A 16406-nucleotide genomic window follows, 5' to 3' on the forward strand; every position below is an offset into this window, starting at 1 on the left:
GGCCGGGACCGGGGGCGGGTGGGGATGCGCCACGCCCTCCTCGCGGTAGCGCCGCACCAGCGTGTCCAGGTGCCCGCGGACCAGGGAGGTGTTCAGGGCGTGCGCGGCCTGTTGGAGCAGGGCCTGCTCGGGTCCGGTCACCGCGAGGTCCGCGGCGGCGAGCGCGTTCAAGGACTCCTGCAGGACTTCACGCGCGCTGGCCGGTGCCGCGCTCAGGCGCTGGAGCCACTCGGACGCATCACCCACGAAGCGCTTCAGCGTCTCCTTGCGCCGCTCCGGGGTGAGCCGGGAGAGCGCGTGGGTGAGCACGGCGGACTCCTCGTCGCGCAGGTGGCCGTCGGAGACGAAGAGGAACCAGGCGCTCTCCAGCAGCAGGCTGATGTTCCGGGGCGCCACGCGGCGCAGGGCCGCGTCCGCGTCCTCCAGCGCGCGGCGCAGCCGCACGTAGCGCAGCATGGAGTCGCCCAGACGCCGGGTGCGCCGCCAGTTGTCCACGGAGGACGTCACCACGTTCAGGAAGGGCACGATGTTGCGCGCCACGCTGTCGCCCAGCAGCTTCGCCCCCAGGTCCTCGCCCAGGTCGTTCGCCTTCTCCCGCGTGAGGTGCTCCACGCGCCCCAGGCCGAGCGGATCCTCCTCCGTGTCCTCTCCCGCGCCGCCGCGGAGGAGGGCGTAGAGACGTGAGAAGTCGGAGGGGTCGTCCGGGTCGAAGCGCACGTGGAAGGCGCTGGCCAGGTCGCACGCCAGCCGCAGGTGGATGAGGGCCTGCATGACCATCTCCGCCGTGATGACGAACCCCGACGCGGGGATGGCCACCATCACCCCCACGACGCCCGTGTCCGCCGAGGCCGCGGTGATGCCCGTGGTCACCGAGCCGCTCCCCGCGCCGGTGAGGAAGGCCGCCTCACAGGCCCGGCGGATGTAGGCCTCAGTGACGTCCGCGCCCGTCCCCTTCGCGTCCGCGACCGCGTGCAGCCGGTGCGTGTCGTAGTGTCGCAGGTAGGTGGACAGCAGCTGGGTGAACCAGCGCCCCGTGCGCAGGTCCCTGGCGGACAGCTGCTGCATCAGCGTCCGCGTCAGCTGCCAGGTCCGCTGGAGGGCCTCCGCCCCTTCCGCGCTCTGCCGTGGGTCCAGTGCCGGTGTCTCCCTCATGGTTCCTCCTCGCGGACTCGCACCCGTGGAAACGATGGACACGCGGGCAAGGTCCGGCAGACGCCAGCGCCAGGGGGCCCGGGGAGCGGACCTGTCACGGCCCGGTCACATGTGCTCCTGACATTCTCCTGACATCCTCCCGCGCTCGTGCCCAAGGTGCGGAGGCCCGCGACGGGTGCTGGCCTACCTGACGCAGGGCACCGTCATCCGGCGCATTCTCCGTCACCTTCCGCCTCCCCCCAGCACCAGCGCCATGCTCATCGCCGTCGTCTCCCGAGGTCCACCGTGGACCGGCCGCGACTCCATACCGCCGGGGCGCCCGCGTCGACACGTCGGTCGACACACGTCGATGTGACGAAAGTCCGTCGGCCCGGCATCCCTCCGAGCGAGTTCCCTCGGAAGACGGGGCCGCGAGGCGCGGCATGGGCGTTGCTCTACGTCCGGGAGCACGCGGCGGCGGGGCACGCCGCTCCGTCCCGCGCGAGCACCTCACCCTCACCTCCCCAGGAGCCCGTCATGCCTGTCCCGACCAACCCCACCCTGCCGACGTCCAACCCGAACTCGCTGTACACCACCATCGTCAACACGACGCCCAACACGCTGAACGTCGTCATCAGCACGCCCGACTCCACCCAACTCCTGTCGCTCTCCAACAACGGCGTGCTCGGGCCCGCGGGCTCCGCGACGGACACGGTCACCGTGATGTCCCAGTACTACAGCGACAACACCGTCAACATCGGCCTGTTCGACCCCAACTACTCGGAGAGCGCCTCCGTCGCGTCGTTCTTCGCGCACCAGCATGACGAGACCGGCTTCCGGAACCCCGTGCCCTGGGCCGACACCTTCAACTTCGTGGATGGCTACTACTTCGTGGGCCAGCCGTCGGCACAGCCCGGTCAGCTCAAGGTGACCCTCGGCCGCAACAGCACCGCGAAGTAGCGGCCCGCGGCGTCCTCGGCCCAGGGGAGCCGGGCAGGCCCATGCCACCGTCCGCCCGGCACGGAACCGTGACATACACAGACATGTCACATGACTTCTCATTGGCCCTGAATCCTGCCATCTCACGCCAAGACAGCCTCGAAGCCCGATAAGGCTTGCACCGACGTCACCACGCTCTGCCCGGGCGGCAAGGAGCGCATGCGGCGCCTGATGGAGGTGGTGCGCGCGAAGCGCGTGGACCTGACGCCGCTCTTCACACACCGCTTCCCGCTCAAGGACATCCGGGACGCGTATGAGCTGTTCAACCAGCGCAAGGACGGGGTGCTCAAGGTCGCCATCCGGCCTTGAGCACGCCTGGGGAGGCTAGCGCGGCGCGAAGGTGCCCTCGTAAAGGGATGCCCTGGCCGCGCCCCCACTGCTGACGAGCTGCGCTTCGCCCAGTTGGAAGGGGGTCGGAACCAGGAGCGGGTAGCCGTCCGCGTCCGCGCCGACGGTGAGCATTTGCAGACGCAGGTCGAGCCGCACGCCAATCTCCGTGTTCTCCAGGGGCATGTTCACCACATAGGAGTAGCCCCACCCCGACGCCGTCACGACGAAGTCCAGGGTGCGTCCCTGGAGCGCGGCGACGAACTGCTGCATCACCTTCGCTGGGACCGCGCCTCCCAACTGGAAGGTCACGGGAGAAGTCTGGATCCTGGCCTGCTTCGGGCCGTTCTCCTGGATGCGCGTCACCGTCGCCGACTCATAGCTGATGACGAAAGGCACGCTCTTGCCGATCAGGTCGGCGAAAATGCCCACGGGACCGTCCCTGGGCGGAGACGGGGGCTCGAACTTGAGGGTCCCGGAGATCCACCCGCCGGAGTCCACACCGATGCCCACGTTCGCGGTGCCATCCTCCGGCACCTTGAAGAGGAAGCGCACCGGACGCGCCTCCCCCTCGCCCAGCGTGAACGTCATCGGATTCGGCGATACCAGCGTGACGGGCACCGTGACACCCGGCGCGTCCGTGCGCTCCACGTGCCAGTCTCCGTTCATCTGGATGGAATACGTCCCGGCCATGAGCGGCTGGCTCACGGAGTCCGCGGACGTGTCCGTGATGGTGACGTTCTGCGGGCCGGTGATGGCGAACGTCGCGCCCACCAGCTTGTAGCTGCGCCCCGCCGACGTCGACACCAGCGGCAGCTCCAGCAGTCCTTCGCCGTCGCGAACCACCGGGGTGGACGGTCCTGAAACCTCACCACAGGCGAGCGCCAGCAACGCGAGCGCGCCCACGAACCACTTCAACCCTTGCATGGACTTCCCCCTCAGGAAGGCTCCGACGATAGGTTTCTGAACAATGGACGGTCAAGGCAGCGGCAATCACAGCCATCCCCATTCAGCGCGTGCATCCTGCGGCGCATGAGCGACACCTCCGAACTCAAGACCGCTGACCTCTGCGACGCCCACGCGGGCACACCGCATTTCCATATCGCCGAGCCGGGATTCCTGGACTACGGCGGCCGCCGGAGTTTTTCCGGCCCCATCAGCACCGTGCGCGCGCCGGAGGACAACTCCCTGGTGCGCAAGGCATTGGAGGAGCCTGGCCAGGGTCGCGTGCTGGTGGTGGATGGCGGAGGCAGCCGCCGCTGCGCGCTGGTGGGTGACGTGCTCGCGGCCCTGGGTGAGAAGAATGGCTGGGCGGGCGTGGTCGTGAACGGCTGCATCCGCGACGCGGAGGAGGTCGGCCGCACCGCCATCGGCGTGAAGGCGCTGGGCACCCATCCGCTCAAGAGCGGCAAGCGCAACGAGGGCCAGCGCGACGTGGAGGTGCGCTTCGCCGGCGTCACCTTCGTCCCCGGCCACCACCTCTACGCGGACGCGGACGGCATCGTCACTTCGCAGAAGCCGCTGCGCTGACCTTCGCCTTCCCCACCCCGGGCCACACGGAGCGCAGCGTCCCCGCGATGGCACGCAGCGCCTCCGCCCGGGGGTGGCCCGGACGCCACGCCAGCACCAGCGTCCGGCCCGGCCCCGGCGGCGCGAAGGGCCGCACCACCAGCTGCCCGTGCCGGTTCTCCGTGGACACCGCCAGCTGGGGCAGCAGCGTGACGCTGCCCATGGCCATCACCATCTGCGCGAGCGTCGTCAGGCTGGTGGCGCGGAAGTCCACCTCCCGCGCCCCCACGCGCGTGCACAGGGCCAGCGTCTGGCTGCGGAAGCAGTGCCCGTCCTCCAGCAGCAGCACGTCCTCTTCGTCCAGGTCTCGCAGCTGCACCTGCTTCCGCTTCTCCAACCGGTGCCCCGGCGGCGCCGCGACGACGAAGGGGTCCTCCGCGATGACCGCGTGCTCCACCCTGCGCCCCAGCTCCGCGTCCAGCGCCAGCAGCGCCGCGTCCAGCCGCCCCTCGTCCATGTCCCGCACCAGCACCGCCGTCTTCTCCTCGCGCAGCCGCAGCTGGAGCTTCGGGTAGCGCTTCACCAGCGCGGGCACCACCTCCGGCAACACATACGGCGCCACCGTGGGAATGGCCCCCAGCTGCAGCGGGCCCGCGAACGGGTCTCCCATCCGCGCCGCCGCCGTGAGCAGGTCCTCCGCCTCCGTCAGCACCCGCCGCGCCCGTGACACCAGCTCCTCGCCCGCGGGCGTGAGCATCACGCGGCGCGCGTCCCGCTCGAACACCTTCACGCCGAGCACCGACTCCAGCTGTTGAATCTGCGCGCTCAGGGCGGGCTGTGAGACGTGGCATCGCTCGGCCGCCCGCCGGAAGCCCAGCGTGTCCGCGACCGCTACCAGGTACTCCAGCTGCCGCAAGGTGATGTCGTTGAGTGAGGCCATAGTCCCTGCCTATCACTCCCATCCAAACGATGTCTTGGCCCAATCACCGGGACCTCTCTACCTTTCCGCCCGTCGCAGTGCTCCTGCAGCCCACGCAAAGGAAAGCGTCCATGTCCCCGCGTCCCACCCTGACCACCGAAGCCGGCGCCCCGGTCTCCGACAACCAGCATTCCCAGACGGCCGGGCCCAACGGTCCGGTGCTGCTGCAGGACCACCACCTGCTGGAGAAACTGGCCCGCTTCAACCGCGAGCGCATCCCGGAGCGCGTGGTGCACGCGGTGGGCTCCGGCGCGTACGGCACCTTCGAGGTGACGCAGGACCTCACCCGCTTCACCCGCATGAAGGTCTTCAGCGCGGTGGGCAAGAAGACGGAAGCGTTCCTGCGCTTCTCCACCGTTGCGGGCTCCAAGGGCGCGCCGGACACCGCCCGCGACCCGCGCGGCTTCGCGGTGCGCTTCTACACGGAGGACGGCAACTGGGACCTCGTGGGCAACAACACGCCGGTGTTCTTCCTGCGGGACGGCATCAAGTTCCCGGACTTCATCCACTCGCAGAAGTACGACCCGTACACGAACTGCCAGGAGCCGGACAACGTCTGGGATTTCTTCTCCCACTCTCCGGAGGCCACGCACCAGTTCACCTGGCTCTTCGGCGACCGCGGCATCCCCGCGACGCTGCGGCACATGGATGGCTTTGGCTCACACACCTTCCAGTGGGTGAACGCGAAGGGCGAGCGCTTCTGGGTGAAGTTCCACTTCAAGACGGACCAGGGCATCCGCACGCTCACCACGCAGGAGGCGGAAGCGATTGGCGGAAAGGACCCGCAGCACCACCAGCGCGACCTGTACCAGGCCATCGGCCGGGGTGACTTCCCCTCGTGGACGCTCAAGGTGCAGGTGATGCCGGAGGCGGACGCCGCGAGCTACCGCTTCAACCCGTTCGACCTGACCAAGGTGTGGCCGTACAAGGACTCCCCGCTGATGGAGGTGGGCAGGCTCACGCTCCACCGCAACCCGGAGAACTTCTTCGCGGAGGTGGAGCAGGCGGCGTTGGACCCGGCGCACTTCGTGCCCGGCATCGGCCCGTCCCCGGACCGGATGCTCCAGGCGCGCCTGTTCGCCTACGGCGACGCGCACCGCTACCGGCTGGGCATCAACAGCACGCAGCTGCCGGTGAACAAGCCCTGGGGCGTGAAGGGCGGCGCGCGCAACTACGGCCGTGACGGCGCCATGCGCTTCGACGGCAACGGCGGCCGCGGCCCCAACTACGAGCCCAACAGCTTCAACGGCCCCGCGCAGACGGACGAGTCCCCGGGCACCGGCTACTCGGTAGGCGGCACGACGGGCACCTTCGTCCACGGCAAGCACGCCGAGGACACGGATTACGTCCAGGCCGGCGCCCTCTACCGGCTGATGGACGAAGCGGCGAAGGCGCGGCTGGTGGAGAACATCTCCGGCAGCCTCGCGCAGGTGAGCCGCGAGGACATCATCACCCGCGCCATCGCCCACTTCCGCGCCGCCGACGAGGACTACGGCTCGCGCATCGCGCAGTCCGTCCAGCAGAAGCGCCACGCGCGGTGATGGCCCCGTCACCGCAGGTAGCCGTCCGAGAGCGTGCGCAGGAAGGCGACGAGGGCCTGCTCCTCCTGGGGTGACAGGCCCAGGTTGCCCACCGCCTGCGTGTTGATGTTCAGCCCCACCTCCGGCAGGGGCCAGCAGTCCACCCCGGGCGCCCCGGACGCGCTCCCGGTGCAGACCGGCAGCACGTCACGCGTGTTGTAGAAGTGGACGATGGACTCGAGGCTCTTGAAGTAGCCGTTGTGCGCATAGGCCTTGATGAAGCCGGGGAACGGGCGCTTGTCCACGTTGCGCAGGGTGGGCACCTTGACCTTCCCCAGGTTGGCGCGCGCGGAGGGCGCGTAGTCCTGGCGCGTCTGGAGGAAGCCGCCCAGGCCCGTGTCGATCCAGAAGGGCCCCTCCGGGTTGAACTGGAGCTGCCAGTACCAGGGGTTGAGCAGGTTGCGCGGCACACCCAGGTTCTCGAACGTGTAGTCGGTGAAGAGCGGCGGCTCGCCCCCCGGGCCGCGCTGGCTCGGGTGGCAGTTTTCGCAGCGGGCCTTACCCTGGAAGAGCTTCAGGCCCCACTGCTCCTGGGGAGACAGCCGCGCGCGGCCCGCGAGGTACGCGTCGTACTTCGAGGAGAAGGCGTTCACCTCGCGCGAGGCCTCGTACGCGGCGATGGACCTCGCGATGTCGTCATACGCGCGCGGCACGTCGCCGCAGATGTTGGCGCCCCAGACGGCCCGGAAGAGGTCGCCGTACGGGCCACCGCAGACCTTGACCACCACGGCGGCCTCGCTGGGGTTGTTCTGCTCCACCGGGTTGAGGAAGGGGCCCTGCGCCTGGTCCGCGGCGGGGTTGCCCAGCTCCTCGCCGGTGGCGCGGCCGTCCCAGAAGTTGCCGCCCACGAAGTCCGCCTGCCCCGGGGTCACCCGGTGGAGGATGGGCGCCTGCGTGGCGTAGGCGGACGAAGGCGGCTTGCGATTGCCGAAGCGCCCCCGCACGGCGCCCTCGTAGACGGAGCCGGTGAGATTGATGAGTATTTCAGGGCCCGTCCAGCCCACCTCGGGGCCATGACAGACGGCACAGGCCTGGCCCATGGGCTCGGAGAGCCGGCGGTCGAAGAAGAGCAGTTTGCCAAGCCGCTCCACCGGCTTGAGCCCGCCGCCCGTCTCGCCCAGCGTGGCCTCGAAGATGGCCGAGGCCTGGAGGGCTTCGGCCGTCTCCGGCGGCGCCGCGTCACCCGTCCTCGGGCTCGCGGGAGGCTTCACTGACAACGCCCCTGGTGGTGGAGCGACTTCACATGCCAGCGTGCCGCCCAGTGTCAGCAACAGGAACAACCTCGACCAAGACCGTGACCCGTGCATTCGCGGCACCTCGGATTGAGCAGGCTGGCCAGCGTGACGCCGCCGCCGGGCCCGGGCCATGGACCGGGAGCGCGAACGGCTGTCGGATTCCGAGGATGGGACTGCTCTTTGGAATTGAAAAACGCCTTCGGACTGAACAGTGAACGCAACGCGGCCCCGGCATATCGACACGCCGGGGATGCCTGATTAGGAAGGAACACAGACCATGAGCTCCCCGAACGATCCGAAGAACGCACCTCCCTCCGCTGATGACGCCGCCGTGCTGGACTTCGTGAGGAGCGCCTTCACGGTGGTCCGCGCGGGGGACGCCGCGAAGCTGCGCGAGATGCTCGACGCCGGGCTCCCCGTGGGCGTTCGCAACGAGCGGGGCGACTCGCTCCTGATGCTGGCCAGCTACCACGGCCACGTGGAGGCCACGCGCCTCTTGCTGGAGCGCGGGGCGGACCCGGAGCAGCCCAACGACGCCGGGCAGACACCGCTGGCCGGCGCGGCCTTCAAGGGCAACGAGGCCATCGCCACGGTGCTGCTGGACGCGGGCGCGAACGTGGACGGCACGGGCCCGGATGGCCGCACGCCGCTGATGTTCGCGGCCATGTTCGACAAGCTGGAGATGATGGAGCTGCTCATCCAGCGCGGCGCGGACCACCGGCAGCGGGACGCGGACAAGCGCACCGCGCTGGACTACGCACGCTCCATGGGCGCGGCGCGCGCCGCCGAACGGCTGTCGCCCAAGCCTTAAGCGTTCGTGTGGCCCCAGGCGTTGTCGGACGGCCTGCCCCGGCCGTCCCCGCCCCGGGCCGTCGTCGCCTCCCTCAGCGAGGTGACGGCCTCCACGATGTGCCCGGCGTCGATGCCCGCGGCGTCCAGCAGCTCCGCGGGCTTCCCGGAGCCGGGCATCTTCGTCACCGCGAGCCGCACCACGGTGGGCAGCCGCTCGCGCTCGCCGGTGAAGGCCTCCAGCACCGCGTCCGCCAGGCCCCCTTCCGCCCAGTGGTCCTCCACCACGATGAGCCGCCCCAGCGTCTCGCGCGCGGCCTTGCGCAGCGTCTTCGCGTCCACCGGCTTCACGGAGTACAGGTCGATGACGCGCACCGCGATGCCGTCCTTCTTCAGCGCTTCGTAGGCCTTGAGCGCTTCGTGCAACGTGATGCCGGCGGCCACCACCGTCGCCACGTCTTCATCGGACTGGCGCAGCACCTTGCTGCCGCCGATGGGGAACTCCTCCGTCGCGGGGTACAGCACCGGCGTCTTCTCCCGCGTGCTGCGCAGGTAGGTGATGCCCTGGCGCTCCACCACCTGCGCCAGCAGCTTCGCGGTCTGGTTCGCGTCGCTCGGGTAGAGCACCGTGCTGCCGCCCACCGCGCGCATCATCGCCAGGTCCTCCAGCGCCATCTGTGACGGGCCGTCCTCGCCAATGGATACGCCCGCGTGGCTGCCGCACAGGTGCACCGTGGCGTTGGAGATGGCCGCCATGCGCACCTGGTCGTACGCGCGCGACAGGAAGGCCGCGAAGGTGCTGACGAAGGCCTTCTTGCCCAGCACCGCCAGCCCCACCGCGCTGGACACCATGTTCTGCTCCGCGATGAACATCTCGAAGTAGCGCTTCGGGTGCGCCTTCTGGAACTCGTTCGCGTACGTGGAGTTGGACACCTCCGCGTCCAGCGCCACCACGTCCGGCCGCGCGTTGCCCAGCGCCAGGAGCGCGTCCCCGTACGCCTTGCGCGTGGCCTCCTTCTGGCCGACCTCGTACACGGGCAGCACCAGGTCGGAAGCCTTGTCCTGCACGGTGGCCTTCAGCGCCTCCGGCTTCTTCACCTGGATGCGGACCTGTCGCTCCCCGCCCAGCTCGCGGATGGCGTCCTTGGCCTTGTCCTCCGGCAGCGGCTTGCCGTGCCAGCCGTCGTGGTTGGCGATGAGCGAGGAGCCACGCCCCTTCTCCGTCTTGCAGATGAGGCAGGTGGGCTGGCCCTTCTTCGCCTGCGCTTCGGCGAAGGCCCGGTCGATGGCGTCCAGGTCATGGCCATCCAGCGTGAGGGCGTTCCACCCGAAGGCGCGGACGCGGGCCGCGTAGGCCTCCAGGTTCCAGCCCAGCTCCGTCTCGCGGCTCTGCCCCAGGCGGTTCACGTCGATGATGGCGCACAGGTTGTCGAGCCCGTAGTGGGAGGCCTTGTCGAACGCCTCCCACACGGAGCCCTCCGCCGTCTCGCTGTCGCCCATGAGGACGTATGTGCGGAAGGGCAGGCCGTCCATCCTCGCGCCCAGGGCCATGCCCACGCCCACCGCCAGGCCCTGCCCCAGCGAGCCGGTGGCCACGTCCACGAGCGGCAGCACGTGCGGGTTCGGGTGGCCCTCCAGCCGGCTGCCGAACTTGCGCAGGGTGAGCAATTCCCGGTCGTCGATGGCGCCCGCCGCCTTGAAGGCGGAGTAGAGGACCGGACAGGCGTGGCCCTTGGAGAGCACGAAGCGGTCGTTGTTGGGCGCTTTGGGTTGCTGGAAGTCGAAGCGCAGGTACTTCTGGAAGAGCACGGCCATGATGTCCGCCGCGGACATGGACGAGCTGGGGTGGCCCGAGCCCGCCGCCGTGGTGCAGCGGATGCTGTCGATGCGCAGCTGCGCCGCGAGGTCCGCCAAGGTGTCCGCCATCGTGTCGCTCCGGGGTTGGGGGGTGCCCGGGTACTGTGTTGACTGCCCTGGCTTGCGAGAAGCGCTGCCCCCCGCCGGCCCTGTTCGCAGGCAGAATCCGCGAGTGCCTGCCCGCCCGGCCGGACCTGGGCGACAGGGCATGCGCAGATTAGAGAAACGCCATCCGGGAGCTTCGCGCCCCCGCCGGGAGAATCCATGAATCCGCTGCGACAGCTCGCCGAGTTCGGCCAATCCGTCTGGGTGGACAACCTCCAGCGCAGCTACATCACGAAGGGCACGCTGAAGAAGTTCATCGAGGAGGACGGCCTCAAGGGGCTCACCTCCAACCCGACCATCTTCCAGAAGGCCGTGTCGGGCAGCGACGACTACCAGGACCTCTTCGACGCGGCGAAGGGCAAGGGCGTCACGGGCAACGACCTCTACGAGCAGCTGGCCGTGCGCGACGTGCAGGGCGCCGCGGACATCCTCAAGTCCGTGTACGACGCGACGAAGGGCCAGGACGGCTACGCGTCGCTGGAGGTGTCCCCGCTGCTGGCGCTGGACACGCAGGGCACGCAGGAGGAGGCGCGGCGGCTGTGGAAGACGCTTTCGCGGCCCAACGTGATGATCAAGGTCCCGGGCACGGTGCCGGGCGTCCCCGCCATCGAGCAGCTCACCTCGGAGGGCATCAACGTCAACGTGACGCTGCTCTTCAGCCAGGAGCGCTACCGGGAGGTCGCCCTTGCCTACGTCGCCGGCCTGGAGAAGTTCGCCGCGTCCGGCGGGGACGTGAGCCGCGTGGCGAGCGTGGCGTCGTTCTTCATCAGCCGCATCGACGCCATCGTGGACAAGGAGCTGGAGAAGAAGCTGAAGGCGGGCGCCACGCCGGAGCAGCAGAAGGCGATGGAGGGGCTGAGCGGCAAGGTGGCCATCGCCAACGCGAAGCTCGCCTACCGCGCCTTCAAGGAGGTCTTCGGCAGCGCGCGCTGGAAGGCGCTCGCGGCGAAGGGAGCCAGGGTGCAGCGCGTGCTCTGGGCGAGCACCAGCACCAAGAGCCCGAAGCTGCGCGACGTGCTCTACGTGGAGGAGCTCATCGGCCGCGACACCGTCAACACCATGCCGCCCGCCACCATCGACGCGTTCCGCGACCACGGCAAGGTGCGCCCCAGCCTGGAGGAGGACCTGCCCGCGGCGGAGGCGACGATGCGCCAGCTGGAGGCGGCCGGCATCTCCATGAAGACCGTGACGGACGAACTGGCCACCGACGGCATCCGCCTGTTCTCCGAGTCCTTCGACCAGCTTCTCTCCGCGGTGGGAGAGAAGCTGAAGAAGACGTAGCGCCGAAGGGGCCGCGCCTACCGGTAGGTGTCCAGGTAGGCGCGGTGGCTGCTGGAGAACTCGTAGCTGGTGAACGCGTCCCAGTTGATGGACCAGGTCATCAGCCCCTTGAAGCCCGGGTAGCCACCCGCCTGCCGCAGCACGTAGGCGCCTCCGAAGGACTGGCCCTTCATCAGGTAGTCCAGCGCCTTCCGCACGTTGGCGGGCGTCGTGTAGCCGCCGCCCGCGGCCTGCGGCGAGGACGGCAGGCCGATGACGACCTGCTCCGGACGCAGCGCGGGGAAGACGGCGCTCGCGTTGCCGCCCACGGGGAAGCCCTGGAGCAGCATCTCCGCCATGGCCACGTGGAAGTCCGGCGTGGACTGCGCGTAGGCGCGGCCGTCCAGCGCCATCACGGTGCCGGTGTTGTAGTGCTGCACGTGCAGGTACGTCAGCCGGTCGCGCAGCGCGTGGATGACGGGGAGGTACGCGCCCCAGGGGCCGCCGTACGCCGCGTAGCCGCCCTGCACGTAGGCGGTCTCCGGCGCCATGGTGAGCAGGAAGCCCGCGCCGTTGTCGTTGAGCAGCTGGCGAGTGCCGGCGATGAGGTTCTGGATGCGCGGCGTGGTGGGGTTGCGGAAGTCGGTGTCCCCGCTGTTGAGCGACAGCGACGCGCCCTCCAGGTCCAGGTCCAGGCCGTCAAAGCCATACGTGTTGATGAGCCCCTGCATGCTGGTGACGAAGGCCTGCCGCGCCGCCGCGGTGTCCAGGTGGATGGTGCCGTTGGCGCCGCCCAGGGAGATGAGCACCTTGCGGCCCTGCGCCTTGAGCGTGGCGATGTCTGCTTTGAACTCGGCCACGGTGGCGTTGTAGGGCGTGAAGCCCATGGTGCCTGACGGCGCGCCCGCCACCGGCTCCGCGAAGGCCACCTGGATGACGTTGAACCGGGACGACACGTCACGCAGCCGGATGTTGGTGGAGCCGTTGTCGAAGTTGTGCCAGTAGCCGACCAGCACCTTGCTGCCCACGGGCGCCGTGTTGCCCGTCGTCACCGAGACGGTGTTGCTCGCGACGGAGCGGTTGCCGGCCGCGTCGCGCGCCTTCGCGGTGAACGTGTAGACGGTGTTGGCGGCGAGCCCCGTGACGGTGGCGCCCGTCGTGGTGCTGGTGGCCGCCGCGCTGGTGCCGCCGTTGACGAAGATTTCGTAGCCGGTGACGCCCACGTTGTCGCTGGACGCGTTGAACGCCAGGGACACGCTGGAGGCCGTCACGCCGGTGGAGCGCAGGGAGCCGGGAGCGGTGGGGGCCTGCGTGTCCGCGGGGGGATTGCCGGTGCGCTCCAGCCAGAGCGCGAGCACGTTGGGCGGCTCCCAGCCCACCAGGGACGTGTGGGCCTGACGGCAGTCGTAGCCCTTGCCGCCATACGACGCGATGTCGCCCACGGCGTACGCGACGCCTGGGGCCCAGGCGCCCCGGTCCGCGGCCAGGGCCAGGGTGGGCAGAAGCAGCAGGAGCACGGCGAGGGCCGCGCGGGACGAGGAACGAGGGGGATGCATGTGGGGGAAAGCCTCCCGGAAATGGGTCCGGAAGACAGGGAGGGAGGGACCGGGCCATTCGGGTCAAACCCGCCGGTGCCTCGTTGGAAAGGTTGCTCAGCGAACGGAGGACCGAGCCCCTGGGAACGAGGGATTCCGCCAGGATCCCTGGTCTCTAGAATCCCTACCCATGAAGTTCCTTGGTGAGCTGGATCCGGCCTCTCTCTCGCGAACCCAGCGGTGCAACCGCCGCCTCTCCGACCCGAGCCGCCTGCAAGCGATTCGGGACACCGGGCTGATGGACACGCCCCAGGAGGAGGCCTTTGACCGGCTCGCCCGCCTGGCGGCGCAGCTGCTCAACGTTCCACTGACCATCATGTCGCTGGTGGACGCGAACCGGCAGTTCTTCAAGGCGGACTTCGGCCTGCCCTCGCCCTTCCGGGAGACCCGGACGCTGCCCATCGACGCGTCGCTGTGCCGCTACACGCTCGAGGGTGAGTCCATCATCTCCTCGAACGCGCCCGCGGATCCGTTCCTGAAGCTCCATCCCTCCACGGGGCCGTGGGGCATCGTCGCGCTCATCGTGCTGCCGCTCATCAACCCGGACGGGCACGTGCTGGGCACCTTCTGCTGCATCCAGCCCTCGGTGCGCGAGTGGTCCCAGCAGGACCTCACGGTGATGAAGGAGCTGACGGCCTCCATCATGACGGAGGTCAACCTGCGCAATCAGATCCGCAAGCTGAAGGCCGAGCAGAACATGCGGGACACGTTCGTCGCGGCGCTCACCCATGACCTGCGCACGCCGCTGACGGCGTCGAAGCTGAGCGTGCAGCTGCTGGGCAGGCGCCACGCGGACGTGCCGGGCGTGCAGGCCTCCGTGTCCCGCGTGACGGCGAGCCTGGACCGCGCGGAGCAGATGATCCAGAACCTGCTGGACGCCAGCCGCATCCAGGCCGGCAAGCCGATGGCGCTGGAGATGAGCGATTGTGACCTCCACGCCGTCACGGCCCAGACGCTGGACGAACTGTCGGCGGTCTACCCGGAGCGCTTCGTGCTGACGGCGGAGGGCGACTTCAAGCTGCGGGCGGATGTGCTCGGGCTGCGCCGCATCGTGGAGAACCTGGCGTCCAACGCGGCGAAGTACGGCGCGCCGGGCACTCCGATTGAGGTCCGCCTCGACCGGGGCGAAACCCAGGTGATGCTCCAGGTGCGCAACCAGGGCACGCCCATCGCAGCGGAAGAGCTGCAGTCCATCTTCGAGCCGTTCCACCGCACGCGGTCCGCGACGGAGAGCGCGTCGAAGGGGTGGGGACTGGGGCTGGCTTTGGTGAGGGGCCTGGCCGAATCGCACGGAGGCAAGGCCACCGTGACGAGCTGCGCCGAGAAGGGGACCTGCTTCACCATCACCCTGCCGCTGGACGCGAGCGCGGGGCGGCGGCTATCAGCCTGAGGTCATGCCCATTCCCTCGCATTACGCCTCCCTCTCGGCGCTGGAGCTGGCGGCCATCACGCTCCTGGAGCTGAAGGGCGCTTGGACCCTGGCCGCGCTCGCTGCGCTGCACGAACGCGACCGGCAGGAGGTGTTCGACGCTGGCGTGCAGTTGCTGCGGTCTGCGTCCGCACGGGAGCGCGAACGCGGCGTGGGGCTGCTCTTCTACACAGGGTGGCCCAACAGTGTGAATTTCGAGGAGCGCAGGGCGCGAGGCACGGAGATCCTGCTGTCCGCGCTGAGCACGGAGCAGGATGTCTCCGTCCTCCAGCAGATGGGCCGCACGCTGGGGCACTTCGAGGACATCCGGTCGGTGCGCGCGCTGCTGACCTTGAAGGACCACCCGGATGCACGGGTCCGGCAGGGCGTTGTCTGGGGCCTGAGACCGCACGCCCGCCACGTTTCCGTGGCCCTGCGGACCCTGCTCGAGCTCTCCCGGGACGGGGACACGTCTGTTCGCAAGGAGGTGCTTTCTGGACTGTCCCTCGTGGGCGAGGACGCGCTGGACACCCCGGAGCTGCGGGATGCCTTCTTTGACCGGCTCTCGGAGGAGGATGCCGGCATCCGGGCCAAAGCGCTGTTGGGGCTGGCCAGGAGGAAGGACCCGCGAGCGAGGGAGCCGCTCCGGCGTGAGCTGGAGCGACGTCCCGTCGCCATCGAAGCCATCGAGGCCGTGAGATACCTGGAGGACGCCTCGTTCCTGCCGCTGCTCCTCGCCGTCCGGGAGGCAGCCTGCCCGATGGACGAGGCCTTCGAGGACGCCATCGGCTTCGCCATCGAGAGCCTGGGAGGGCGCGCGACATGAAGGACCGCTCCGTTCCGGAATTGATTGCCCTCGCGTTGCAGGGGGACGAGGACGACGAGACGGCCTGGGAAGCGATCCGCGAGCTGCACGACCGGGGCGGCGACGAGGTCTTCGAGGCCGCAGTGAAACTGCTGCACTCCGCCTCTTCACGGGAGCGCGGACGCGGCGCGGACATCCTGGCCCAACTGCGAAGTCCCGAGCTCGTCACCCGGTGCGCGGATGAAATCCTGTCCGCGCTGGTGACGGAGCAGGAGGTCCCCGTGCTGGAATCCATGGCCGTGGGCCTGGGGCACCTCCGGGATGCCCGGGCCGTTCCCGTCCTCCAGCCCCTGAAGGACCACCCGGACTCGGACGTCCGGATGGGCGTGGTCATGGGGATGATGCCCCACCGGGATCCGGTCGCCATCCAGACCTTGATTCAACTCTCGCGCGACAGCGACGAGGACGTCCGGAACTGGGCGACCTTCAGCCTGGGCACCCAGGCGGAAGAGGTGGACACGCCCGAGCTCCGGGACGCGCTGTTCGACCGGCTCACGGAGCCCGACATCGAGCTTCGCGGAGAAGCCCTGGTCGGACTGGCGCTGCGCAAGGACCCGCGCGTCCTGGAGCCGCTGCGCCGCGAACTGGAGAGCAGCTATGTCATCGTCCTGGCGGTCGAAGCCGCACAGGCGCTGGAGGACGTCTCCCTCCTGCCGCTGCTCCGTCAACTCTGGGAGAGTCCCGGTAAGGCAGACAGCTACTTCCGCAACGTCCTCGCCGACGCCATCGCCCACCTGGAAGGGCTGGTGCGCTGAAAGCCCCCTGTC

General features: G+C 69.5%; 15 protein-coding genes. 9 read left to right on the forward strand and 6 right to left on the reverse strand.

Going from position 1 to position 16406, the window contains the following annotated elements; translation table 11 throughout:
• Positions 1-1152, reverse strand: a 1152-nt coding sequence (locus tag D7X96_RS02890) for a hypothetical protein (RefSeq protein ID WP_121768919.1), incomplete at its 3' end; no start/stop codon positions are given.
• A gap of 516 nt (positions 1153-1668) precedes the next feature.
• On the opposite strand from D7X96_RS02890, the gene D7X96_RS02895 reads away from it, so the two are divergent.
• Entirely contained in the window at positions 1669-2091 is a 423-nt protein-coding gene (locus D7X96_RS02895) for a hypothetical protein (RefSeq protein WP_120550675.1), read from the forward strand.
• A gap of 198 nt (positions 2092-2289) precedes the next feature.
• Positions 2290-2439, forward strand: a complete 150-nt coding sequence (locus D7X96_RS02900) for a hypothetical protein (RefSeq protein ID WP_233610024.1) — start codon at positions 2290-2292, stop codon at positions 2437-2439.
• Between the two features lie 15 nt (positions 2440-2454).
• Here the strand turns inward: D7X96_RS02900 and D7X96_RS02905 are convergent, their stop codons facing one another.
• The gene (locus D7X96_RS02905) at positions 2455-3384 is read right to left on the reverse strand and encodes a hypothetical protein (protein ID WP_147468209.1); all 930 of its coding nucleotides are present in this window, start codon (positions 3382-3384) and stop codon (positions 2455-2457) included.
• A gap of 105 nt (positions 3385-3489) precedes the next feature.
• On the opposite strand from D7X96_RS02905, the gene rraA reads away from it, so the two are divergent.
• Positions 3490-3987, forward strand: coding sequence for a ribonuclease E activity regulator RraA (gene rraA, locus D7X96_RS02910; RefSeq protein ID WP_121768922.1), 498 nt, complete (start codon positions 3490-3492; stop codon positions 3985-3987).
• On the opposite strand, the gene D7X96_RS02915 is transcribed toward rraA, so the two are convergent.
• Positions 3962-4906: a LysR substrate-binding domain-containing protein gene (locus D7X96_RS02915; protein ID WP_121724305.1), complete on the reverse strand. Its 945-nt coding sequence runs from the start codon at positions 4904-4906 to the stop codon at positions 3962-3964. The genes rraA and D7X96_RS02915 overlap by 26 nt on opposite strands.
• Positions 4907-5016: 110 nt before the next feature.
• On the opposite strand from D7X96_RS02915, the gene D7X96_RS02920 reads away from it, so the two are divergent.
• Positions 5017-6486: a catalase gene (locus tag D7X96_RS02920; protein ID WP_121768923.1), complete on the forward strand. Its 1470-nt coding sequence runs from the start codon at positions 5017-5019 to the stop codon at positions 6484-6486.
• 8 nt (positions 6487-6494) lie between these two features.
• Here the strand turns inward: D7X96_RS02920 and D7X96_RS02925 are convergent, their stop codons facing one another.
• Positions 6495-7736, reverse strand: a complete 1242-nt coding sequence (locus D7X96_RS02925; protein ID WP_244219428.1) for a cytochrome-c peroxidase — start codon at positions 7734-7736, stop codon at positions 6495-6497.
• Between the two features lie 301 nt (positions 7737-8037).
• Between D7X96_RS02925 and D7X96_RS02930 the strand changes: the two genes are divergently transcribed.
• Positions 8038-8571 carry an ankyrin repeat domain-containing protein gene (locus tag D7X96_RS02930; RefSeq protein ID WP_121768925.1) on the forward strand — a complete coding sequence of 178 codons (534 nt, stop codon included), beginning with the start codon at positions 8038-8040 and terminating at the stop codon, positions 8569-8571.
• Here D7X96_RS02930 and D7X96_RS02935 read toward each other — a convergent pair.
• Positions 8568-10475, reverse strand: a complete 1908-nt coding sequence (locus D7X96_RS02935) for a transketolase (RefSeq protein WP_121768926.1) — start codon at positions 10473-10475, stop codon at positions 8568-8570. The genes D7X96_RS02930 and D7X96_RS02935 overlap by 4 nt on opposite strands.
• Before the next feature lie 195 nt (positions 10476-10670).
• Between D7X96_RS02935 and tal the strand changes: the two genes are divergently transcribed.
• Positions 10671-11792 (forward strand): transaldolase, encoded by a 1122-nt coding sequence (gene tal / locus D7X96_RS02940; protein ID WP_120550664.1) that lies wholly within the window; start codon positions 10671-10673, stop codon positions 11790-11792.
• 17 nt (positions 11793-11809) lie between these two features.
• Here tal and D7X96_RS02945 read toward each other — a convergent pair whose 3' ends face one another.
• Complete coding sequence (locus D7X96_RS02945; protein ID WP_121768927.1) at positions 11810-13327, reverse strand: chitinase; 1518 nt, start codon at positions 13325-13327, stop codon at positions 11810-11812.
• A gap of 169 nt (positions 13328-13496) precedes the next feature.
• Between D7X96_RS02945 and D7X96_RS02950 the strand changes: the two genes are divergently transcribed.
• The 3 genes from D7X96_RS02950 to D7X96_RS02960 are packed head-to-tail and all read left to right on the forward strand — an operon-like array spanning position 13497 to position 16394.
• Positions 13497-14756 (forward strand): GAF domain-containing sensor histidine kinase, encoded by a 1260-nt coding sequence (locus D7X96_RS02950; RefSeq protein ID WP_120550662.1) that lies wholly within the window; start codon positions 13497-13499, stop codon positions 14754-14756.
• A 4-nt stretch (positions 14757-14760) separates the two neighbouring features.
• A complete protein-coding gene (locus D7X96_RS02955; RefSeq protein WP_121768928.1) occupies positions 14761-15600 on the forward strand; it encodes a HEAT repeat domain-containing protein in 840 nt (279 codons plus the stop codon).
• Complete coding sequence (locus D7X96_RS02960; protein ID WP_121768929.1) at positions 15597-16394, forward strand: HEAT repeat domain-containing protein; 798 nt, start codon at positions 15597-15599, stop codon at positions 16392-16394. The genes D7X96_RS02955 and D7X96_RS02960 overlap by 4 nt, the downstream gene beginning before the upstream one ends.
• Positions 16395-16406: the final 12 nt, after the last annotated feature.

It is taken from the genome of Corallococcus interemptor (assembly GCF_003668875.1).
Classification (GTDB): Bacteria; Myxococcota; Myxococcia; order Myxococcales; family Myxococcaceae; genus Corallococcus; species Corallococcus interemptor.